Origin of the sequence: Xenorhabdus sp. SGI246, assembly GCF_040838225.1 — a bacterium.
GTDB classification, from domain to species: Bacteria; Pseudomonadota; Gammaproteobacteria; order Enterobacterales; family Enterobacteriaceae; genus Xenorhabdus; species Xenorhabdus indica.
In genome coordinates, this window is record NZ_JBFPEZ010000007.1 from 119,667 (window position 1) to 143,115 (window position 23,449).

Annotated in this window: 17 protein-coding genes; all 17 read left to right on the forward strand. The window is 40.2% G+C overall.

From position 1 onward, the window contains the following. Positions 1–59 precede the first annotated feature (59 nt). The 17 genes from ABLA85_RS02905 (at position 60) to ABLA85_RS02985 (ending at position 23,417) form a co-directional block, all read left to right on the forward strand. Positions 60–1,268, forward strand: a complete 1,209-nt coding sequence (locus tag ABLA85_RS02905; RefSeq protein WP_367961175.1) for a phage tail sheath family protein — start codon at positions 60–62, stop codon at positions 1,266–1,268. Between the two features lie 15 nt (positions 1,269–1,283). Next, the gene (locus tag ABLA85_RS02910; RefSeq protein ID WP_047684491.1) at positions 1,284–1,742 is read left to right on the forward strand and encodes a phage tail protein; all 459 of its coding nucleotides are present in this window, start codon (positions 1,284–1,286) and stop codon (positions 1,740–1,742) included. Continuing rightward, the gene (locus ABLA85_RS02915; protein ID WP_367961177.1) at positions 1,739–1,927 is read left to right on the forward strand and encodes a DUF5908 family protein; all 189 of its coding nucleotides are present in this window, start codon (positions 1,739–1,741) and stop codon (positions 1,925–1,927) included. The genes ABLA85_RS02910 and ABLA85_RS02915 overlap by 4 nt, the downstream gene beginning before the upstream one ends. Beyond that, positions 1,924–2,610: a hypothetical protein gene (locus ABLA85_RS02920; RefSeq protein ID WP_367961179.1), complete on the forward strand. Its 687-nt coding sequence runs from the start codon at positions 1,924–1,926 to the stop codon at positions 2,608–2,610. Before ABLA85_RS02915 ends, ABLA85_RS02920 begins: the two co-directional genes overlap by 4 nt. Then, complete coding sequence (locus ABLA85_RS02925) at positions 2,610–4,226, forward strand: phage baseplate assembly protein V (RefSeq protein ID WP_367961181.1); 1,617 nt, start codon at positions 2,610–2,612, stop codon at positions 4,224–4,226. The genes ABLA85_RS02920 and ABLA85_RS02925 overlap by 1 nt, the downstream gene beginning before the upstream one ends. 10 nt (positions 4,227–4,236) lie before the next feature. Then, positions 4,237–4,659, forward strand: a complete 423-nt coding sequence (locus tag ABLA85_RS02930) for a GPW/gp25 family protein (RefSeq protein WP_367961183.1) — start codon at positions 4,237–4,239, stop codon at positions 4,657–4,659. Then, positions 4,656–5,087, forward strand: coding sequence for a hypothetical protein (locus ABLA85_RS02935; protein WP_367961185.1), 432 nt, complete (start codon positions 4,656–4,658; stop codon positions 5,085–5,087). Before ABLA85_RS02930 ends, ABLA85_RS02935 begins: the two co-directional genes overlap by 4 nt. A gap of 84 nt (positions 5,088–5,171) precedes the next feature. Next, a complete protein-coding gene (locus tag ABLA85_RS02940) occupies positions 5,172–7,349 on the forward strand; it encodes a hypothetical protein (RefSeq protein WP_367961187.1) in 2,178 nt (725 codons plus the stop codon). Positions 7,350–7,351: 2 nt separating this feature from the next. Then, entirely contained in the window at positions 7,352–10,228 is a 2,877-nt protein-coding gene (locus tag ABLA85_RS02945) for a hypothetical protein (RefSeq protein ID WP_367961189.1), read from the forward strand. Between the two features lie 56 nt (positions 10,229–10,284). Then, positions 10,285–11,265: a hypothetical protein gene (locus ABLA85_RS02950; protein ID WP_367961191.1), complete on the forward strand. Its 981-nt coding sequence runs from the start codon at positions 10,285–10,287 to the stop codon at positions 11,263–11,265. An 81-nt stretch (positions 11,266–11,346) separates the two neighbouring features. After that, on the forward strand, positions 11,347–12,915 hold the full coding sequence (locus ABLA85_RS02955; RefSeq protein ID WP_367961193.1) for a contractile injection system tape measure protein: 1,569 nt from the start codon (positions 11,347–11,349) through the stop codon (positions 12,913–12,915). A gap of 15 nt (positions 12,916–12,930) precedes the next feature. Then, positions 12,931–15,027 carry an ATP-binding protein gene (locus ABLA85_RS02960; RefSeq protein ID WP_367961195.1) on the forward strand — a complete coding sequence of 699 codons (2,097 nt, stop codon included), beginning with the start codon at positions 12,931–12,933 and terminating at the stop codon, positions 15,025–15,027. Positions 15,028–15,102: 75 nt separating this feature from the next. Next, entirely contained in the window at positions 15,103–15,690 is a 588-nt protein-coding gene (locus ABLA85_RS02965; RefSeq protein ID WP_367961197.1) for a DUF4255 domain-containing protein, read from the forward strand. 116 nt (positions 15,691–15,806) lie between these two features. Further along, a complete protein-coding gene (locus tag ABLA85_RS02970) occupies positions 15,807–16,661 on the forward strand; it encodes a hypothetical protein (protein WP_367961199.1) in 855 nt (284 codons plus the stop codon). Between the two features lie 361 nt (positions 16,662–17,022). Beyond that, entirely contained in the window at positions 17,023–17,331 is a 309-nt protein-coding gene (locus tag ABLA85_RS02975) for a LysR family transcriptional regulator (RefSeq protein WP_367961201.1), read from the forward strand. Between the two features lie 137 nt (positions 17,332–17,468). After that, a complete protein-coding gene (locus ABLA85_RS02980) occupies positions 17,469–18,365 on the forward strand; it encodes a YwqJ-related putative deaminase (RefSeq protein ID WP_367961203.1) in 897 nt (298 codons plus the stop codon). Between the two features lie 237 nt (positions 18,366–18,602). Beyond that, complete coding sequence (locus ABLA85_RS02985; RefSeq protein WP_367961205.1) at positions 18,603–23,417, forward strand: cytotoxic necrotizing factor Rho-activating domain-containing protein; 4,815 nt, start codon at positions 18,603–18,605, stop codon at positions 23,415–23,417. Positions 23,418–23,449: the final 32 nt, after the last annotated feature.

The window sequence follows — 23,449 nt, forward strand, 5'->3', positions numbered from 1 at the left end:
GATTAAACACCAGGCACTGTATTAGCAGTGCCTATCTCACCCAATGAAAGGAGATGATGATGGAAAGAATTCAACCGGGCGTAACTTTAACAGAAAGTATCATCACCACAGGTCAGCAAGAGATACCTAGCGCAGTGCCGGTATTTATCGGCTATACAGCCCACAATTCACAACAAGCAAAAACCGCAGTTCGTATCGACAATCTGGCGGAATATAGTCGGCTATTTGGCGACCATCATTTGATGGCATGGGCGGTCAGACACTATTTCGATAATGGCGGGCAACAGGCTTTTGTTTTGCCTCTGCAAGGCAATATGCCCTCAGCAAACATGACCCAAGCAGAAGCCGAAGTACTGATAACAGCATTAAGGTCTGATGCGGTGTCAGAAGCTATCGGTGGGGAATCACAGATTACCCTGATTTTGGCGCCGGATATTGCCCGATTGAATGACAGTATGATTGATGACCAACACACTTTGGTCGATTTGTGGTCTGAAAGCTGGATGACACTGCTGCAACTAAGCCAGATCCGCGCCAATCTATTTGTGCTGCTGGATGCGCCGGATGAGGTTGAACAGGCCCGGCAATGTCTGGAAGGTCTTTCACCAGAGCATCGCCAATGGGGAGCCGCTTATTGGCCTCGTCTGGAAACCACTTATCAGGATGTATCCAGCCTGCAAAATATCGTGCTTTCTCCCACCGCAGCCATTGCGGCAGTTATCCAGCACACAGATAGTGCAGTCGGCGTGTGGAAAGCACCAGCCAATATAGCCCTCTCTCAGGTTATTCGGCCGGTTAAGTCTTATCTGCAAGGGAGTGTGCTGTTTAACGCCAATGGTGCTTCACTCAATGTGATCCGCACTTTCCCCGGCAAAGGCATACGTGTGTGGGGATGCCGCACACTGGAAAACAGAGATAGCTCGCCGTGGCGTTACCTGCAAACACGACGTCTGGTTTCTTATGTCACTGTTCATTTGGCGCAATTGGCCCGTATGTATCTCTTTGAGCCTAATAACGAACTGACGTGGATGAAATGTAAGGGGCAAAGTTACAACTGGTTACGGCAACTGTGGTTACAGGGCGGCTTGTATGGTTCACGGGAAGATGAGGCATTTACTGTGCTGTTAGGCGTAAATGAAACGATGACTGAAGAGGATATCCGTGCCGGGAAAATGATCATGAAAGTCGCTTTGGCTGCCTTGTCTCCCGCTGAATTTATCGAAATCAGTTTGGTATTTGATACCCAAACGGGAGCGCTTTTGTCTTAAGAAGGAAAGAGCACAATGAACGATTATTACACCCCTGTGGTATCCCACCGCTTTATGGCGAGTTTTATTTTTAATGGCATTCCTGATCCGCTGGATATCCGTTTTCAACGTATTTCCGGCCTGAGTCGTGAACTTCAAGTCACTCAACACAGTCAAGGCGGCGAAAACGCCCGCAATAACTATCTGGCCGAGAAGATCCAACACGGCACATTAACGCTGGAGCGTGGTGTGATGACGGTTTCTCCTTTGACCTGGATGTTTGATCGGGTATTGCGTGGTGAGAAAATCGCCTATGCAGATGTGGTGATTATGCTGTTAAACGAAAATTCACTGCCTTTGTCCAGTTGGACGTTGAGCAATGCCTTACCGGTACGCTGGCAAACCAGTGACTTTGATGCGAACAGTAACGCCATCTTGGTGAATACCCTTGAACTGCGCTATCAGGATATGTGCTGGTTGGGAGTCAAAGTATGACAGTAGAAATCAGAGAATTAATTATTCAGGCAAAAGTAGTTTCATCCGCACCAACACAAACGACTGAATCCGCTCAACAAGGCCATTCTTTGATTCAGGAAAGTCTGGATGAAGCCATTTGGGTTGAAAAAATTAAACGCGAAGTGTTAGCGGCATTACGCGATGAGGAAGGGTGGCGTCCATGAGTTTAATAGAACGTGGTTTAGCGAAGCTGACCATTAACGCTTATAAAGACAGAGAAGGAAAAATACGGGCAGGCACCCTTCAGTCCCTATATAACCCCGATTCCCTGCAACTGGATTATCAAACGGATTACCAACAATCTCAGGCGATTAATAGCGAAAAACAGAGCAGCATTTATGTACAGGCCAAGCCCGCGGGGTTATCCCTTGAACTGATCTTTGACGCCACGATGCCGGGCAACAAAACTCCCGTTGAAGCTCAGTTAATGCAGCTTAAGCAATTGTGCAGCGTAGATGCCACCAGTAATGAAACGCGATTCCTGCAAATTAAATGGGGAAAAATGCGTTGGGAAAACCGCGGCTATTTTGCCGGCAGAGCGAAAGGCTTATCGGTCAATTACACCTTGTTTGATCGTGATGCTACCCCTTTGCGGGCACGGGTCAGCCTGACATTGGTGGCGGATGAAAGTCTGGTCTTACAGGAGACAGAACAAAACCTGAAATCACCGGCGAAAATCGCCTTACGGGTACAGGATGGTGTTTCACTGTCTCTGATGGCGGCCAGCACAGCCTCAACGTTGTCTGGTGGTGTCGATTACCTGACGCTGGCCTGGCAAAACGGTCTGGATAATCTTAACGGATTTGTACCAGGTGAAATATTGCAGGCCACCAGAGGAGACGCCTGATGAGCCATCAACTGAAAATCATTGCAGATGGCAAGACACTGTCACTGTTGGCCGCCGTTGATGCAGATACCTGCTACCGCGTTAACAGCATCCCTTGTGCAACGCTGAAACTCAGCTTACCGGACAGACCGCTTTCCGCTTTCAGCCAGGCAGATGTACAAGCAGAACTGGCGCATTGTCAGGTAGGGAAAAGCCTGCGGCTGGAAATGATTGATGGTGGCAGGAAATCGGTACTGTTCAATGGCCTGATTACCCGTAACACGTTGAAGATAAAAAATAAGCAATTATTGCTTACTTTGGTCGTCAGACATCGGTTGCAACTGATGGTTGATACTCAGCACTCACAACTGTTTAAGGCCAGTAACGAAAAAACCATTCTGAACACCTTGTTGAATCAGGCGGGTATCAAAGCCCATTTTGGACGGATTGCTGCATTAGATCAAAAACATGAGCAAATGGTGCAATTTCGTTGTTCAGACTGGCGTTTTCTGTTGTGTCGTCTATCGGCAACCGGTGTGTGGTTGTTGCCAACGACAGAAGGCGTTCAGCTTATCGAGCCTGACTCCCTGAAATCTAACCCAATTCATACCCTGAAAAGCCGTGGGGATGAGAAAAAAGATATCATCGTCAAAGATGCCAGTTGGCAGTTTGATAACCATCTTAATCCTGCTTCGCTGGAAGTCAGTGGTTGGGATATCAGTAAACAACAGGAATTATCGGGTGGTCGCCACGGCAGTATTGCCATGGGCAAAGCAGCCCTCTCCCCTGACAGGCTGGCCTCTTTAAATAAAGCAAGTTGGGACATTCGCTACAGCAGCCCGTTAACGACTCAGGAAAGTGGCTATTTGGCACAGGGGCTATTGTTGAATCAGCGTATCTCTGGTGTTACAGGCGAATTCTTGCTTAAAGGTCATGGACGTTATCAGTTAGGGGACAACATTCAATTGACCGGATTCGGTGCACAATTGGATGGAACGGCAAGCATTACTGCGGTACGCCATCGTTTTAATCGACGAATTGATTGGGAAACGACGTTGAGCATTGGCTTACAACAGGAATATCTGCCGATGTTGCCCGATGCCACTGAATTACATATTGCGATAGTCGCAAAGTATCAGCAAGACAAAGCCGCCCTGAACCGCATTCCGATTATTCTGCCGGTATTGAATCGTCCGAATGACTTCTTATGGGCCCGATTGGGGAAACCTTACGCCAGCCACGAAAGCGGTTTTTGTTTCTACCCGGAACCAGGGGATGAAGTGATTGTCGGCTTTTTTGAAAATGATCCACGTTATCCGGTCATTTTAGGGGCAATGCACAACCCGAAAAATAAAGCACCTTTAGAGCCTACCCAAGATAATCAAGAAAAAATGCTGGTGGTGAAAAAAGGAGAAACTCAACAACAAATCATGATTAATAGCAAAAAGAAAATAATCCAAATAAATGCGGGAGAAAATCAAATAGCACTCCAGCAGGATAAAGATATTTCTCTGTCAACGAAAAAAGAATTAACACTGAAAGCACAAACCATGAATGCCCAAATGGATAAATCGCTCAATCTGTCTGGCAAAAACAGTGTTGAGATCAAGGGTGGCAAAATTAATCTTACCCAGTGAAAGGTGAACAATGGAAAACCAAATATTGACACAACTCTATGGTCGTGGTTGGGCTTTTCCTCCCGCTTTTTCCCTTGAAAAGGGAGTGGAAATGGCGGAAGGAGCAGCAGATGTGCGCCAAAGTTTGCATATTCTGTTCAAAACTGAGCCGGGGGAACGCTTGATGCGTGAAAATTATGGCTGCGGATTAAATGATTTTGTGTTTGAAAATATCCGTAACGAACTGTTTGCTGAAATTGAGTCCCATATTCATGACAGTGTATTACGTTATGAATCACGGGCAGATATTACCGATATTCAGGTTCGTCAGTCACCAAAGAATAAGAGTACCTTACAAATTCAAGTTATGTATCGCCTGCGGGGCAGCGATATCAATCAGCAAATTCAAGGAACACTGCCGCTGAGTGAAGGCCGGGGAATGGAGGGGGTATGAGTGAACCTATTGTAGTTGACGGTGACACGTTACAGTTTGAGCCCCAATTTGGGAATCGAAAGGTGAACATTCCTGGTTTGATTAAAATCAATGGAACAGGTCATGCACAGGTAAACAGCAAAAAAGTTTGCATTTTGGGGGATGAGAAACGGGTTACTGTTTCTGCAACTTATACCACAACAACCCATATGACACCGGGAGCTGGCACCATTACTATCACAGCGTTAGACAGTAGTCAGCAAGCTCTTCACTGTACCAGTGGAGCCGCCTTAATTATCAAAGGACAAAAATTTACGGCCATGTTTACGCCTCAATCACCCGCCATAAATAATAATGTAAATCCACCTCAACCTGATCCAAGTTACCTAAGCCCCACATCAGGCAAAGGCAGTTTTATCACGCAACAAAACTTTGCCACCGTCAATTAAGGCATTGGCTGAATTAAATAGAAATTAAATGGTGTGAATAAGCATTTATTCACAGAGGAATCGCTGTGCCATACAGGTGATATTATGGAATTAACTGAGTTAAATAAACAATTGTCAGACTTGGTGCCGATGAGCGATTTTAAATTAGATAATCGAACCAGCTTGCAATTACTCCAATATATTGAGGAGTACACTAAAACAATTCCCTTTAATCAAACTGATAAGCATTGGAATGATTTTTTCTTTATGGAGAATAATACGCCGGAGAAACTTGCCGAATTATATCAGGGAAAAATCGAAGCCAATGGGGAATTATTACCTCATCAAGCTTTTCTGTTAGCGGTATTACGATTACTGGAAACCCCAATATCCTTATTGAATACCTTACCGGCGGCGCATCGCAATCTCTATTACCGGGAACTTTTAGGGTTATCTCCTCGTCCGGCACAACCGGATCAAGTTGCCTTATCTGTAGAACTGAATACCACAGTCACAGAACAGCTACTCACTAAAGGCACCTTATTTGAAGCAGGACAGGATGAACAAGGCAATGCCCTGCAATATGCGTTGGATGCCAGTTTACTGGCAAACCGTGGCTATATCAGTGACCTGTACTGGCTACGCAATAAAGATAAACAGCATTGGATTACTGCGACACCCTGGGATTCACAAGCACAGTTATCATTGCCATCTGATGGGATTCGGTTATTCAGTGAAACGGATACGGATAAATCTGTATTAGGTGGCGTATTAGTGACTTCTGCACAACTGGTGATGGAAGAAGGAAAAAGAAAGATAACGGTTACCTTTGATAAAGATATTAATAGCCAAAATCTGGTGGCACAAATCAGTAGTGGAAACCAGTGGCTAATCTTGACTGCTGAGGGAAAGGGGAAAGAGGTTACACTAACGCTTTCAGATAAAGAGCCAGCAACCAGTGCGCCAGAGGGTCTGGATAATTTTATTTTCAGTGAGCCAGTACTCAAGCTACAGGGCAAAGACAGCCAACCACTGCCTGCGGTGACAGCTCTCAAGGTGCAAGATAAAGATGTCGGTAAAACCTCGTTCAAGACATACCATCTAACTCCCTTTGGTTATGGCCCTGAAATTGAACCATTGGAAGAGAACCCCGCGTTATATCTTGGTGTCACTGACATCAAACCGGGACAAACCTTATCGCTGTATTGGAAATTAAAATCGCCACAGCAACCCGAAAATGTTTTCTGGTATTACCTGAATAATAAGAATCAATGGGTTGCATTAGATGCGTGGGTTAAAGATGAAACCAAGTCCCTGTATCAAGATGGCATCTGGCAAGTTGTATTACCTGTGGATGCTTCCGTTCAAGCCTCCCGAATGCCAACCGGGCGCTATTGGTTAAAGGCCGTCATGGTTATCCCCACACATGAAGGTTCATGGGGGAAGACGCCCTGGTTATGTGGCCTGATCTATAACGCCATGACAGCGACATTGACGAATGCCGATAGCATCAGCAACAGCCATTTCTTAACGCCATTACCGGCAGACACCATTCAGCGTCCCGTTGAACCCATTATGGTGGTGGCGTCGATTAATCAGCCCTGGGCATCATGGAACGGACGTGTACCAGAATCCAACAGTGCCTTTTTTGCACGGGGAGCTCAACACTTGTCCCATCGTAACCGGGCTTTAACTTGGGGCAATATGGCGACACTGTTAAAAGAGCATTATGTCAGTATCTTTGATGTTAAGTATCCCGGCCATGATGAACTCACGCGAGTCCCCGCTCTGGAAAAACAGCAACTGACGATTATTCCGGCCAATCGATATAACGACAGTGATGACCCTTTGCGTCCGGTGCTAAACCCGGCACGTCTGCAAGGAATGGCCGAATGGTTACAGCAAAAAGGCTCTCCCTGGGCTGAGATTGAGATCAGCAATCCTCAATACATTGATGTAAAAATCAATTATCAGGTGATTTTTAAACCAGACGTTAACGAAGATTTTGGCTATCGCCAGCTACGACAGCAACTCCGTGAGATATATATGCCCTGGAGTGTCGATGAGCGACGTCCTGTTATGTTGAATAACAGCATTAATTATTACCAGTTACTGGCAACCATTCAGCAACAGCCACTGGTTGAGCGAGTCACTTGTCTGACGCTGCATCGGTCAGAGGCGGCCAAAGACAGTGATATCACCGCATCCGTGGAAGCCAAAGACAATGAAGTGCTGATTTTAGTCTGGGAAGCCGAAGACAAGCTGCAATGCCGAGGAAATTAACTATGAGTGATAAAGATGTACTGTTTCACAAAGTGAAAAATGCTATTCACTTTGATACCTTGCTGGAACAGGCTCATCAGGTGGTTGAGCAACAGGCCGGAAAACTGTGGAGTGATACGGCGGAACACGATCCCGGCGTTACTTTTTTGGAAGGGCTTAGCTACGGTGTGTCAGATTTGTCTTACCGCCATACTCTTCCCTTAACAGACTTATTGACCCCGCTCCTCAATGAGCAGAAACAGCAAGACGGGATTTTTCCCGCTGAATTTGGCCCGCACAATACACTGACTTGCGGGCCAATCACCACTGATGATTACCGCAAGGCGTTGCTGGATCTGCATAGCCGTGACTGGACAAAATCACAACAGGAAGGGGATTTTCTGTTCCGTAACGTGCAATTAGTCCGCGAACCGACAACGCAACGTTATACCTATTGGTATGATGCCAGCAAAAGGGAATATAGCTTTGTCGAGCGTAAGGAGGCGAAAAAATTTACGTTGCGGGGAAATTACTGGCTCTATCTGGAACCGACCCGCTATAGTCAGGAGAATTTGGCGACTGCCACCCAACAATTAACCGATTTTTTGACCAAGAACCGCAATATTGGTGAATGGGTTAGTCAGATTATCTGGACAAATCCGGTTGATTTTCCGCTATTACTGGATATTGAACTGGATGATGATGTAAAGGTACAAGATATCCCAGTTATTTTTGCTGCCGTCTATACTACCGCAGAACAGTATCTGATGCCTGAGGCACAGCGTTTCAGTACCGAAACATTACAAGATGCGGGAATGAGTAATGATGAAATCTTTGAAGGGCCACGATTAGAACACGGCTGGATACCTGAATTGCCGGCAGCCCGTGATTATACCAAGCGGCTCACGCTCAATCTTAGCCGGCTGGTTAATAAACTGCTTGAGATTAAGGGGATTCAGAATGTCAATCGCCTTAGACTGAATGAAAATTTTGATAAGACCCTGATTGAACCGATTAAAGGGGATAGCTGGTCATGGTCAATAAAAGAAGGCTACTATCCTCGTTTGTGGGGTAAAGATCCGATTCATCAATTGGCGCAACATGATGGCCCACTGAGGGTGATTGCCAAAGGCGGGATCAGCGTTACGGTGAGTAAACAACAAATTCAGAGCAGTTTACCCAATCCCCTCTTGATTCAGAATAAACCCGTGCTATTACCTTATGGCCGGCCTCGCGATGTGGGGCGCTATTATCCCGTCAGCGATACGTTGCCTGCCTGCTATGAGTTACAACAACCCTTATCCGAAAGTGAGCACGCCCAACGCCTGTTGTCACTTCATCAATTTATGCTGCCCTTTGAACAATTGCTGGCTTGCGGCTGTCAGCAAATTGCCATGTTGCCAAAATTATTGGCTTTTAAGCGTGAAGGATACCAAGTTTGGGGCGATCAATGGCCATTTAAGCCAGGCTCTGTCAATGATGATGCTCATCAAAATTACGCTCACGAATTAAAGAAAGTACTAAAAGGGATTGCACACGACAACGATCACGAATTGGATATTGTCAATTATCTGCTCGGATACTTTGGCACTCAGCGAGCACCACGTACCTTTACCACCAACATCAGTGATTTTCGTGCCGTGCAACAAGGCTATCTGGCTCAACAACCGACATTAACTTATCACCGAGCCAATATTCGGATTGATCAAGTTTCGTCACTACAAAAGCGCATTGCTGCCCGTATGGGGTTAGGGGGTGAATTATTTAAACCAAAGCCTGACCTGAGCAAACTGCCTTTTTATCTGGTAGAACATCGGGCATTGCTGCCAGTCAAACCCAACAGCCAGTTTGATGAAGAGCAGAAGCCGGATTCGGTGCCAGAAGAAAGGGACAATCAAACTGATCAACATTATCTGGTGATTAAGCAAGCCGGTGTTGATGGAAAACTGATACAGGGACAGGTAATTGATTTAATTCTCTATGAAGGCGCACAGAACGAAAACCGATTTACCGTGCGTGGTCAAATGATCACCAAAACCGAAGGGGGGCAGTTTTGGCTGGACGTGGGCAACAGTACTCAACTGGAATACAATCTGGAACGAGTAATGACCGCCGCCAAAGGGGGAAAACTCGTCTGGCAAAATAGCCCGGTATGGATGGAAGATATGAACTATCGGCTGGCCTATGATAGTGATCAATCCTCATTGCCTGAAAACCAGCGGCGCCTGACCCGCACAGCACAAACCCCTTTCCCGGCTTTGATTGCTGTAGGTAATGAAATTACCCTGACCAAACAGTTGGGGGGAGTGGGTTTGGAGCAAGAATCTTCTGACGAATCAGAAAAATTGTATGCAAAAGTTATCAGCTTTGATCGTATCAAGGGAACTTTGGTTATTGAGCGTCAGAAACATTCTACATTGGCATTCCCTGCCGCAGAAGAAGCCTGGCGGTACAGTTGGCATTTTTCGGGTAAAGAATATGAAAATACGGATCGTTTCTCATTTGTGATTAGCGTTGTGGTAAATAGTGATTTAATTAAATCACGTGAGCTCAAAGTTGATCCATATCAATTGGAAGAGTGGGTTAAGGAAACTATTCTCACCGAATTCCCTGCCCATATTTCCATGATTATTCACTGGATGGATCGGGAGCCATTTTTAAACTTCGGCAATACGTATCAACGTTGGCAAAATAATGGCGCACCATTAGGGGATGCCGCTTATTCGATTCTGGAAAGTTTGACACTGGGTAAATTACCTTCCGCTTTCAAAGGAATTGGGTCAATGCGTATTGCCACACCACATCAGAGAGAGGAAGTTGTTGGTAAGAATGGTGAACAATGGAATACCAACAGAATAAAACAAAACGAATTATTCTATATTCCGAAAGAGAAAGAATAAAAAATAATTAGCGACTAACCAACATTTTAAATTAAAAATATTTTATGGAGTTAACCATGAAAGAAATTCGTTATTCTGCAAAAATACAAGAACAACAAACATTGTCTGACGCAAAAGGTGTTGGACCTGATATTGATAAATTAAAAGATAAGTTTAAAGAAGGCAGTATTCCCTTACAAACCGATTTCAATCAATTAATTGATATTGCCGATATTGGGCGTAAAGCTTGTGGTCAGGCTCCAGACCAAAATGGACCGGGAACAGGATTAAAACTGGGCGATGACGGTACGCTTAATTTAAAAATGGGCACCTCCTACAATCACCTCAGCTCCGAGGAGCGAGGGTGGTATACCCCATTAACACTAAAAGAGGATATTTTATCTGTCAGAGTGGGCTATGGTTTGTATAATAAAAGTGAGGATAATAGCATACGTGTTGGTGAGGGTGATGGTATTACAGTTACGTATAACCTTGTTAAAGTAAAACTAGCTGATAATAAAGGTCTGGTTGTTGATAGCAATGGTATCGCCATAAAACCTGGTAATGGGATGAAGTTTAGTTCAGATGGTGCATTACAGTTAAAATTAAATAAGAATTATGCCGATAGATTTTATAGCCCTTTAATATTGCGTAATGATGTATTGGCTGTAGGTATAGGCAATGGTTTGATAACTTATAAAGAATCAAATGAAATAGGTGTTAATCCAGGAAATGGTCTTAGGATAGATGGTGATAGTGTTGCAGTGAAACTAGCTGATAATAAAGGCTTGGTTGTTGATAGCAATGGTATCTCCATAAAACCAGGCAATGGAATTAAGGTAGATGCTGATGGTGTGGCTATCGATCCTAATGCTGTATTGCCAAAAGGCATGATTGCGATGTTTCCTCAGGATGGGATACCAGATGGTTGGACTCTTTGTGATGGTAATAATGGCACACCAAATCTTCTAAAACAGGCTATTCGTGTTGGGGACCCCAATGATTTTGACTCAGGCTTCTCCATTGGGAATAAGTTTTTTTTCTTTATGAAATTATAATTAATATTAAACATAGCAATGAGCGTTTTAAAAAACGCTCATTGACTAATGTTTGGCAAGATAAAATTTGATAGTACTATTATGGTGAACTCTGAAAAACGCGGTATCAATTTAATTGATAGAATCATTATTTCCCTTGATATGTTATATTTTAATGATGATAACATAATGGAGAATTGTTCATCTCTATTTAATAGAAAATTGAAAAACATTATCAATGGAAATATCAAAAATTTGACATTGAATGCAAATGGTAAATTATCTTTTGAACGGGTGATTTTGGACTTAGGGATTATTGAAATAGATTTATTTGAAAGAGAAATGACAAGAAGATTGGAAATAGAATTTAAAAAGCACTTAAGAAACTATTATGGTTACTCTCAATATATTTTAAATAAAGAGAGAATATATCCACACCAATCAGAAAAAGAAAATAGATTCTCATTAATCAAAGCAGTGGATCATTACTTACATAATGGAAACTGGTTATCTGATAACAACAATCATCACGTCACAAATATTGTGAATATTGATAAAAAATTATGGCAGCAAATTAACCACCAGCCACAACAATGGCTACCTATGTTAGCCAAACACTGCTTACAGCCTGCGGGGCTAAGTCGCTTAATTCAACTCTGCCAGCCAGACATTCTGGCTATGCTTTGTCAGTTATTCACTGAAACAACAACCTCTGAATTTATTAATTCGCAAGCGCAGGTAATTACAGATAAAAAAGTGACACCAGAAAAATTGAGTTTAGCGGCGGAATATTATCTGCAACATCAGAAGAAATATCCCCATGCCACACAACAAGCAATTACATTACAAACTAAAATCAAGCAAACACCCACGGTAAATGTTACCCAGAATGAGAGCAATCTATTAAAACAAACTCACAATAAAGCCGATATACAGGTAGATGCAATACCCCCATTTGCACTCCAGCACAGGCAAACACACCATCAGCCAGCAGCCACACAACAGCATTATGGTCTGATAAAGGAGACGGTAAAACAAAGTCATCCAACTTTACAAAATAGAGGGCAACACAGGGAACCACTAAAATCGGTTTTATCAGCGCAAATACCTTCCACGCAACCGAGTAATAGAATTCAAACGTCATTGGCACAATCCGTTTTACCTATCAGCAACGCCGGTTGCATAATTTTATGGCCGTTATTGCCCGCATTTTTCCGTGCCTTTGGTTTACTGGAAAAGAATCAATTTATCAGTCTTGAAGCACAAAGAGAGGCCGTCTGTTTACTTGACTGGCTGATTTGGGCGGAAGAGGAAATACCCGCATGGCGGTTGACGCTCAATAAGGTGCTTTGTGGATTACCCATTCATGATAACGCGCTATGGCATACCCCAAAACCAGAACAACAAATTGCCATCAATCAATGGCTGGAAAAAACCATCGTGCAACTTCCGGCCTGGAAAAAAATGGGCGCAAGTGATGTGCGGCATTTATTTCTGCAACGTTGCGGGGAATTAAGTGAATTAAACGGTATGACGAATATCCATATTAAACCCGAAGTTTATGATGCACTGATAAGCGAATGGCCGTGGCCAATGAATATAGCGAGCTTTAGTTGGTTGCAACACCCTATCACCATAACGTGGTTATCACCATCAAATACCGCCAATTAGTCTGAGCAAAAATTTATGAATACAGCGCCTGTTTTCCCTGATTTATTTCAACAACATAATGACCCTCATTTAGCATTCTTATATAGCCAACTGGAACGTATCGATCTTATTCTTCAATACCATTTCCATTGCATATCAGGCCAGAAAGGTGACCTCCTTGATGAGTTTCTGTTAAGCGAAGAAGATGTGATAAACAGGCTGGATAACCCACTGGGTAAACCGCACTGGCTCACCAATGATTGCCTGACAATACCGCACACCATCACTCCTGTCGCCTCCCGATTAACTGACCTGATGACACATTTTGAACTGACTGATTTTGAAAGAGATGTTTTGTTGTTAGGTTTACTGCCCCATTTCGATAACCGCTATTATCACCTGTTTGCGCTGGTTCAGGGAGAATCACAATCCCGGCTGCCCACTTTTGCGTTGGCTTTGGAACTGTTTTGCCAATCAATGCTGGAAAAACAGGCACAGCAGGCCAGTTTTTTACACCAGGCTCCCCTGATTGGCTGCCAACTGTTATCTATTGATAGCCGTCAAAAAACATTATCCTGGCTCCAGACACCCTTTATCACAGACAGCGGCGTCTATCATTTTTTACTTGGGCATCACTATATTGCACCTGCTCTGGAACATTATGTTGCGTGGATAACCCCCACAGAAATCAGCAATTATCCAGCAGGCTTAAAACAAGCATTGGCTAATGTACTGTTATCTGATCATGATGATAGCCGGCCCGTTATTTTACTGCGGGGCATGGCTGATAGTGCCAGATCCCATGCCGTTGCTAATATGATGGCATCGGAACAGCGGCAAACGCTGCTTGTGGATATCGCCAGATTGACGGATAACGATGGCAACGCCCTGCTTTGCCATATAAAAGCCATTTTGCGGGAAATTCGTATGCGTGGTGCCTGCTTATTGCTACGAAACTTTTGCTTATTTGCAGAACAGAATAAACACTTGCTGGAGCCTCTGTCAGCCTTGTTAAGCCAGCCTAAATTAAGAGTGATCTGCTTGGTCGAACCGTATTCACCGCTAGTGTGGTTGAAAAAGATATCGACATTGCTGATTGAAATGCCCGTTTTCACTTCGGTGGAAAAAGCGAGATTATTGACGGCTCATTTACCCAATCACTGTGCAAATGATATTGACGCAATAACCTTAAGCCAACGTTACGCATTTAATCCCGTAACCCTGCCATTCATTTTACAAGAGGCGAAACTTTACCAACAACAGCGAGATCCTTCAGGTATCTTGCAGCAATGTGATATTCGCAAGGCACTCAATTTACGCGCTCAACAGAATTTCGGCCAATTAGCGCAGCGCATTATCCCTAAACGTTCATTAAAAGACTTGTTAGTCTCCGACGACATTGCTCAACAGATACAAGAAATACTGACGGCAATTAAGCATCGGGAAAAAGTTCTGGCGGGTGGTTTTAAAGATAAGGTTGGTTATGGCACCGGTATCAGTGCCCTGTTTTATGGTGATTCCGGTACAGGGAAAACGATGGCGGCAGAAGTGATTGCCAATGACATTGGTGTTGACTTAATCAAAGTGGATTTATCTACCGTCGTAAATAAATATATTGGTGAAACAGAGAAAAATCTATCTCGTATTTTCGATTTGGCAGAACACGATACCGGTATTTTATTTTTTGATGAGGCAGATGCTCTGTTTGGCAAGCGCAGCGAAACTAAAGATGCACAAGACCGACATGCGAATATTGAAGTCTCTTATTTACTGCAACGTATGGAACATTTTCCGGGCTTAGTAATTTTATCGACGAATAACCGCAATCATTTAGATAATGCTTTTAATCGACGTTTTACTTTTATTACCCGCTTTACTTACCCGGATGAAACTATCCGTAAGAAAATGTGGCAGACAATTTGGCCTGAAAATATAAAAGTCGCCCAAGATGTGGATTTCGATAAATTAGCGCAAAAAACAAGTGTAACAGGGGCGAATATTCGCAATATTGCTTTATTGTCTTCACTTTTTGCCGCAGAGAATAACCATAACGAAGTCAATAATAAAAATATTGAAATCGCATTATCACGCGAATTAGCCAAAGTGGGGCGATTGAATTTCCAAAAATCATAGAAATAAAAATAGCTAAAAATGAAATACATTGATGGCTGAATAGTTATCACAATAATAAATTGAGGAAAAATTTTTATGTTAAAAACGCAAACCATTATCGATGTCAATAAGGCAATGAAGGCAATTCTGAAAAAATATCTGGATAAAGAAGTTGCGATCCGTTTTGATCTGCCTGAACTGGATACCTTGCAGTCTGATGCGATGGTGAGTGTTTTTCTTTATGATATCCATGAAGATCTACAACTTCGCTCAGCAGAATCCAGGGTGTTTAATGCCGAGTCAGGGAGGTTATTGCCGGGTTGGGTCAATATTAAATGTAATTACCTGATTACCTATTGGGAATCGACCCAACCTGCAACGGACCCTAACCATTCTGAGAGCCAACCTGACAATCAGGCAACACAAGTTATGTCACAAGTTTTAAATGCATTAATTAATAACCGCCAATTGGCGGGTATTCCTGGCGCTTACACTCAGGTTGTACCGCCGAAAGAAAGTTTAAACAGCTTAGGCAATTTTTGGCAGTCACTGGGGAATCGTCCGCGGCTTTCCCTGAATTATTCAGTGACAATACCGATTAGCCTCACCGATGAGCGAGATAATGTGACTCCAGTGAGCGATATTTCTTCTACGGTAGAACAAGTGACAAAAACTCAAATATGACCCGACATAACTATATTACCCAATAGAATTATCTGACAGATATTAATGAAATTTCGAAATTTATTTTTATTTTGATAAATCTTTAAAGAACCGTTTATTTAAATCGGAGTATTATTATGTATAGTTTAAAACAGAAAGAAGAAAAGAAAAATCAATCTCCCCGTCCTGGCCAAGACACTGTCAATGGTGAGAATGTCATAACATCAAAAATAGCGGAGCTGAGGAAAAACTTTCAGCAGACTGACACGCAAACTGTGCGTCCACGTATTGCCTCACGTCCTTTGAGAACAGTACCCTTTCAACAGGCGACAAAAACACCTGTAGCCTCTGAGGTGAACATCCCCGCCAGCACGACGACCAAAACATCTGTCAGTAATACACAAACACCAAAAGCGATACCAACATCAACCCCAGTGCCCGCAAACGGTGTAAAAAAACCATTTACACTATATCGTGCAGATAACCGGAGTTTTGCAGAGTTACAAAAAAGTAGCCCAGAAGGATTTAAGGCTTGGGTACATCTTGATAGTGAAAAAGCGAGAAAATTTGCTAGCGTATTCTTGGGTAGTGACAATGTAGAAAGTTTGCCTAAACATATTATCGATGAAATTAATAAATGGAAGAAAGCGGGAACACCTAAGTTGAGTGATCTTTCCACCTTTATAAAATATACCAAAGATCGCTCGACGGTTTGGGTTTCTACCGCAGTCAATACTGAAGCCGGTGGACAAAGTTCAGGAGCGCCACTTTATGAAATATCAATGGAACTCTATGAGTTCGGGGTTGATAAAGGAAAATTGGTTCCATTGCCAAATGGAAGAACGGGCAATATGAAACCCTCTATTCTTCTTGATACGCAAAATTTGGAAGATGCAACAGTCATTGCTCTGAATCATGGGCCAGTAAATGATGCTGAAATGTCATTTTTAACGACTATTCCAATGAGCAGTTTAAAACCTTATAAAAAATAATTTGTTAATCAATTAATAATTCACCTAATTTTAACATAATAATATTGTCTATAAGTCACACTTTTTGATGAGTGTGTTTAAATAAAACTTATGAATAATAAGGTTGTTCTATCATAGATAATGAACATTTCATTGATATTAAATAAGAATTTTTTATTTAAAATTTATATTGATAAATACAATAAATTGTATCGACAATTATTGACAAATATTAATGTATATATATGATTATTACATAATTAATGATTTTTATTGTGATAAGTGACTACATCAGCTTATTTAATTAAAATAACAATGTAACAATTTACTAATATTTTATAATGCCAGGAATAAACCCTATTGCATTTAAAAAGGAGTTCAGGTGTTTCTTTCAAAAGAATTAGCAAACTTTATTGTTGTAGCCAAAAATAAATCAATAAATAAGGCAACAAAGGAGCTTTTTATCACCCAGTCGCCAATTAGCCGAAGCTTAAAAAAACTGGAGTTCTCATTAGGTGTAAAACTTTTTGTCAGAAAAGGCCAGGGATTAGTTTTAACGGAAGAAGGAGAGTGTTTATACAATAAAGTGTTATCAATTTATGAACAACTTAAAAATATCGAAAATGATTATAAGGAACATAAATCATTTTATTATAATGTTTATAGGAACAAACATAATGATTTAATGTGATCATTATATATAAGCAATCTATTCTAATTAACTTTAGATAAACTGGTGAAAAAATAAAATAAAAATGAATAATTAATTCATGGTGGTTTTTTTTGTTTTAAATATCAACAAATTTTAATTAAGCATTGGAGGGAACAATGACATACAGTTATAACAATAAAATGATTTATAAAAAAAAGTCAGAATTAAATAGAACTTTGGAAGCTTTGCATCTTGATATACCCGATACAGAGGAAGTCTCTGCTGCCTATCAACGTGGTTTGTCTTCTGTCATGATAAGATTCCAGAACAAAACAGACTCAATTCTTGAAGAATCCAAACAACCCTCGCCGCCCAAGCAAAAACCATCAGAGAAAAAGAAATATACCAAAAAGGCATTACAAAACTTTGCTGCCCATGCCGGCTACTCACATAACAACAGCTATCGAGATGAGTTTGTTAACTTTAAAGATAACAATCAAAATCTAGCCCCCGGAAAATTGTTCCCTGGGGTGAAATTAATGCCTCAAAAAACGATCGCAATAAACAGACCGATAGGACCACGGAGAAATAAACTTGCCTATGATATTGAAGATATATTTAGAAATAATATGGCAAATGAATATCAGGTAACAAAGACTTCTGACTTTATTACAGGATTGAAGGATATGTATGAAAAAAATGGGCAAACGCTACACCCGATGACTCAACGTCTGGTTGAAGATCATATTGCACATAACGGGGGCATCTTGCCAACAATGGCGGGTATTGCCGGCCTGCATGCTGAAGTACAAGCATTGAACCAGATATTTATTGCAGCAGATCAGAATGAACCTCTCAATCCAGCCCGTTATGACAAGGCAATGCTTCAATCATCAATTTTCACCAAACGGTTAACTACAGCAAATGCTGGACAAGACTTCCCGGCTTGTCATAACTGTTCGGGTATTATCCAATCACCGGCTAATGTGATTACGGGAGTGGTTAGCAGTGCAGGCAGCAATTTTTCTAATCAGGTCGCAAAACGCCATCGTTCCCAGTCATTAAGTCATTAAATGATTTCTTTTGTGAATCTGGAAAATGTTTATTACCGAAAAGTGACCATTTTTCATCAAATGTTTTTTCTTCTACCGCCTTTCCTGAAAGTATGGTTTTGTGATTTCGCCATACCATTTTCGTCATAAGCCAGCAACTGAGTTGATGAAATCACCAGAGAATAAACTACTCATCATAAAATATAAAAATTAGTTAGTATCTACACTTTCATAATGAATTAAAAAGAGGAAGTTATTATGCCATTTCATGAATCTATTATTTTAAAACCGGGGAAAAAATCTCAATCAGCTAATCAGAATAATATCTCTGATAAAGGTGGAAATAATGTCTCGCGTTCGATCATATGGTGGACGAAAAATAAATGGAAGGGCTGTGAAATGATACAGCCTGGTGAAGGAAAGTTGCCTCCTATAACCCCTCCTGGTTTAAGTTTTACCTTTGAAAAAACGGATTATGGCAGGAAAATACATTATTTTATTTTAGTGAATGGACTTTACTGGCGTTTTAAGCCAATTAATGAAAATCTGACCAGTGGTTATATTTTAAATTCCAGAGGTGATAAACTACGTATTTCATACTTAAACAGTAAATATAAAAGGGGAGAGAAGTCTTGGAAGTTAAAAAATAAAATCGATATTAATAATTATATTGTAGAGTCGATATTCAAATATACTCAATACCCAGATAATATAGGAAAATTATTGAAGAAAGAATTACATAATATTCTTTCTGTAAGAACAAAGTTAAAATTTATTGATCTTGTGAGTAGACTTGATCATGCACTTACAATAAAATTTTTCCAGGCACATGAAGGTAATGATCTGGAAAAAGCACTGTATATATTACTGGCAAAGCAAGAAATATACAATAAGCGTAAACATAAACGTACAGATGAGCAAAAAATTTTAGATATTGTTCAACAACCGCTTAGTGAATCTCTTTTAGATACGTATCTTGTGGCATTTTCTTCTGGGGAAATAAAACAAGATCTGTATAAAAGCCTTCTCCAAACTGAGATCTCAGGAGATGACAATAATATAAAAGCGGAAAGAACCAGGTTAAATAGAAGTTTTGAAAATGCTAAAGAAGTTTTATCGAAAACTAAAAAGTCAAAAGAAAAATATTGTGAAAAAATTAAACATCTTAATTTTTTACTTGATGAGTATGATTTTTCTGTTATAGGGAAGAGTAAATCTGAGATTGAAAATATCCGTAATAATTTGGCTAACGATATTGAAAAGCTGAATATTAAACTTGATGGATTAAGAGAAAAAGAAAGAGTAGAGGAAAATGATTTAAAAACTAATGAGGAAAAACTGAAGGAATTTGAAAAAATATTAGATATATATAAAGCAGGCATTGATAAAACAAAAAAGATATTATCTTCCGTTGGTGCAAAAGATGAAAGAAATCATAAAAAATTTCCTGACCAGAGTAAACCAGAATTTGAATATCAAAAAGCTTTCCTGACTCTGGCACAGGAAGAAATAAAAATAAAAGACAGAGTACGTGAAAGATATAGTGATGAAGAACTCCGTAACTTGCAGATATTAAACATTGCTAAATACCATCTTTCTACATTGCGATATTTAAAAGGTGAATATGGCTATGAATCAAACTGGTATTATAAATCTGTTTCTCGTAATCAAGAATTAAATGACTTTATACTCATTGATTATTTTGAAGGATGGCGCCATAAAAATAATCTTATTTCAAAAATTGACATAGAAACTCCACTGGCAGTAGAAGGTAGTAGTATTCAAGTTCCAATTATGGAGTTATTAAAAGGAAATATACCAGAAAGTATTAAACAAAAGATCGTTTTTCCTGATGGAATTACAGATGAAATGAAACAGGACTTACTCGTTGATGATCTAAATAATAAAATAAGTGAGTTTAATTATACAGTTATTGAAAAAATTAAAAGGTTGTTTACCGCTGAGGAAACGGTTAGAAAGATTTTAGCACCTTATGAGTATATTCAATCTAGAGTTAACGCATTATCTGGTGGTCGGGTTAATTTAGAACAACAAGTTGAGCTGGAAATTGAAACCATTATACCTGATAAGTGTAAACTAAAAATAAATAGACACTTTGGAGCATGCCAAAATATTCCTGACACTATAATTAAAAAATTCTCGGTTTATGAATTAATTCTTAAAATAGATCAAAAAGAATTTAATAAGACAGAATATAGAAATAAAGATATAAAATATCTAATGAATAGTGATGTTGAGTATGTTGTAAAGGAATTAGATGATATTTCAGTGGATTATGAAAGATATATTAGCGGATTTAGAAATAATGAAGATGTAAAATATTACATCAATGAGGGTATTAATAAACTACCCGGTTCATCTGGAACAACATTAGACGAGTTTCTTAACAAATATACCAAGCACATGGATGAAATAAGTTATTCAAATAGTGAAATTATTTCTGATTATTTTCTTGTTGCCTTGAGGGATATTTTTGATGCGGGTTCCATGGTACTTCCTCTTAGTCCGATGGCAGGCTATGTAACCTCTATAACGGCTAATACGGTCATTCCTCTTATACAGTCTGCAATAGCGAATACCAGTGAGGAGAGTCAGGCATTGCAAAAAGAAGCTTTAATTAATTTTGCTGTTTCAACAGTCATGGATTCTGTTTTCAATAACAAGGAGATTTGTCGGAAGATAGTTCAAGGCGGAAAAATAATCAGAGATAACAGAGGGTATATCACTAATAGGTTTAAATTTAAGAGTATTAATTTAAACTATAGGGGGCATCCTCAAATAATCAAAACGAATATAAAAAATATTCCTGTTTCAGGGGCTAAACCGTGGTTATTAGAAAATATCATAAGAAGAGATAGATGGTTCTTAGATAGGAAGTACAGGTCAAAATATAATGAAAAGAAAAAAATAAATATTGTTCAATCCTATTTTCTGGATGATAAACTTACAAAAAGCACGCTTGGTCTTAAGAGGGAATGGCGGCAAATAGATGTATCATTGGATAACCTATCACCTGAAAATGGCATATATAAAATAAGGCCAGATAATGCACAAACAATGCAGGAGTTTAATTATTATATTAAACAGAACGACGATGTTTATCGGGTAAAATGGGATAATTGGGATAATACATGGCGAGTGATTGATCCTAAACATCCCGGTCAATTTAGTTATGCAACGCCAGTCAGATTGAATAGTAATAATTTATGGGAAACCCATGCAGATGTGGGGTTAAAAGGGGGTGGTCTCAGGTATCCATCTAAAAAAATAAATCATTTTTCCCATCTCACTGAGGAACAGGCACGAAAAATACGTTCACTTGTTTGGACAGCAAAAGATAAAGCAATTAATACATTAAGAAAAGCGAGACATCGAGTGAAAAGTACTAAGCCCGATGATGTACAAAAGGTGAATAAGGCTTTTGAGATTTTTATTGGCTCCTCTTCTGATGCTTTTAAAGCCAGGTACTTGGCTAATATCAAAAAGCAAAGTGAAGTTCTGGATAAGTTTAAAGCTTCCGCAGATATGGTCTATCAGGGAGGCTATAAAATGGAAAACCCTTTTGTCCTTTTTGAGACCCAATATGTTAATCATGTTGCTAATAACAGCCATACACAGACACCTATTACTGCGTTTATTGATGGTATTGTAGATGCTAATAATCGACTGAAATATCCAAAAGAAAAGTTTGAGGATTTTGTTTCTACGGCATTGATTCATGAAAGCTACCATATCATTAATAAGGACTCTCCTGATTTTAATTACCCAAGAATGCAGGGTGATTCTCTGGATATTTCCACTTTGGTTTCTCTAACTGATCCATTACTTAGAAATTCCAAAATTAGTGATATGGATATGATGCATAAAGTATTTGCACATGGTTGGGGGGCGGATGTTTTTAACAAATTACTAAATGCACCTGAGCTGAATAAAACCGCCATAAAACAGTTGGCTAAAGACAGGTTGGCGATTTCTAATGAGCGGGTATGGAAAAATCCTGATAATTCTTCTTATATGACAGTGTTAATCAGTTTAATTGATACTAATCCTGCCCTTTATCATGCATTTGTTAAGAAATACGATACCTGGAAACTTGAACCCAATAAACCATTATTATGGGACTTTAACGGCGGAAATGCTGGTAAAGCGATAGAACTTGAAAATACCGATATTGGGAAGTTAAGACATGGTGATATTAGCCCTTTAGAAGGAAGAGGGCTCGCAACCGGAAGCCGCACTGATAATATCAATCTTAAGTTTGACTATATCAGGAATGATAAAATCATTTCTATGCCAGCCAGTAAACTTTTCAGTATGGATGACATGATGAATGACAATGGCCAGTTACGTGGTGTGATGAATACATGGAAAGGCAGTGCCATAACGTCGAAAGCTACCGATGGTACAAGGTCTGGAATATGGGGAGATAAATTTACATTGAGTGATAACGTTAATTTTATCAATGTGATTAATGGCCACTCTGGTACGGTGGCCATTAAAATGCCACTAAGTGAAATAAAAGAAGGTAAGCCGTTGATTATTACAGCGGGTAGATTGTGTGGGTGTACAATGGCTTATGCCGTTGAGGGTGGCTACTTCTATGCTTATCATGCAGGGCAGCGTGTCGGGGATAAAGGCTGGTTAACGAGTCGTGATGGCGTATCAAATATATATGAAAATCATCTTAAATTAACTAATAAACCGTTACCTGACAATATGGAAAGAGGAGATATGTCTAATGATGATCTTGTTGATATATTTTCTCAATATGAAAAAAGTGTTATTACCTATTTTGGTAAAAGTATTTCAGCAGGTAAGACAACAAGGATCATGAAACAAAATCCCCATGTCAGTATGTTTGATTATAATCAGGCATTAGCTGATGCTGACAACCCAAGGATTGGTCTTTCCTATGCTTTATTAACTAAGGATGGCGGTAAAGTAAAAATTAAGGTATACAGTGAGGACTTATTAATCAATATAGGTGGAGGTACGAGTAAAAATGTGAAGTTTAAAAAACTATCCGGTGAGGAATTTATTCTGAAAGAATAGTTTTTTGATAAACTCATTTGCTTTTTTGTTCG

Bases quoted from the DNA above. Each gene is read 5' to 3' on its own strand.
- ABLA85_RS02905 (WP_367961175.1), top strand. From the start codon at position 60: ATGGAAAGAATTCAACCGGGCGTAACTTTAACAGAAAGTATCATCACC.
- ABLA85_RS02910 (WP_047684491.1), top strand. From the start codon at position 1,284: ATGAACGATTATTACACCCCTGTGGTATCCCACCGCTTTATGGCGAGT.
- ABLA85_RS02915 (WP_367961177.1), top strand. From the start codon at position 1,739: ATGACAGTAGAAATCAGAGAATTAATTATTCAGGCAAAAGTAGTTTCA.
- ABLA85_RS02920 (WP_367961179.1), top strand. From the start codon at position 1,924: ATGAGTTTAATAGAACGTGGTTTAGCGAAGCTGACCATTAACGCTTAT.
- ABLA85_RS02925 (WP_367961181.1), top strand. From the start codon at position 2,610: ATGAGCCATCAACTGAAAATCATTGCAGATGGCAAGACACTGTCACTG.
- ABLA85_RS02930 (WP_367961183.1), top strand. From the start codon at position 4,237: ATGGAAAACCAAATATTGACACAACTCTATGGTCGTGGTTGGGCTTTT.
- ABLA85_RS02935 (WP_367961185.1), top strand. From the start codon at position 4,656: ATGAGTGAACCTATTGTAGTTGACGGTGACACGTTACAGTTTGAGCCC.
- ABLA85_RS02940 (WP_367961187.1), top strand. From the start codon at position 5,172: ATGGAATTAACTGAGTTAAATAAACAATTGTCAGACTTGGTGCCGATG.
- ABLA85_RS02945 (WP_367961189.1), top strand. From the start codon at position 7,352: ATGAGTGATAAAGATGTACTGTTTCACAAAGTGAAAAATGCTATTCAC.
- ABLA85_RS02950 (WP_367961191.1), top strand. From the start codon at position 10,285: ATGAAAGAAATTCGTTATTCTGCAAAAATACAAGAACAACAAACATTG.
- ABLA85_RS02955 (WP_367961193.1), top strand. From the start codon at position 11,347: ATGGTGAACTCTGAAAAACGCGGTATCAATTTAATTGATAGAATCATT.
- ABLA85_RS02960 (WP_367961195.1), top strand. From the start codon at position 12,931: ATGAATACAGCGCCTGTTTTCCCTGATTTATTTCAACAACATAATGAC.
- ABLA85_RS02965 (WP_367961197.1), top strand. From the start codon at position 15,103: ATGTTAAAAACGCAAACCATTATCGATGTCAATAAGGCAATGAAGGCA.
- ABLA85_RS02970 (WP_367961199.1), top strand. From the start codon at position 15,807: ATGTATAGTTTAAAACAGAAAGAAGAAAAGAAAAATCAATCTCCCCGT.
- ABLA85_RS02980 (WP_367961203.1), top strand. From the start codon at position 17,469: ATGACATACAGTTATAACAATAAAATGATTTATAAAAAAAAGTCAGAA.
- ABLA85_RS02985 (WP_367961205.1), top strand. From the start codon at position 18,603: ATGCCATTTCATGAATCTATTATTTTAAAACCGGGGAAAAAATCTCAA.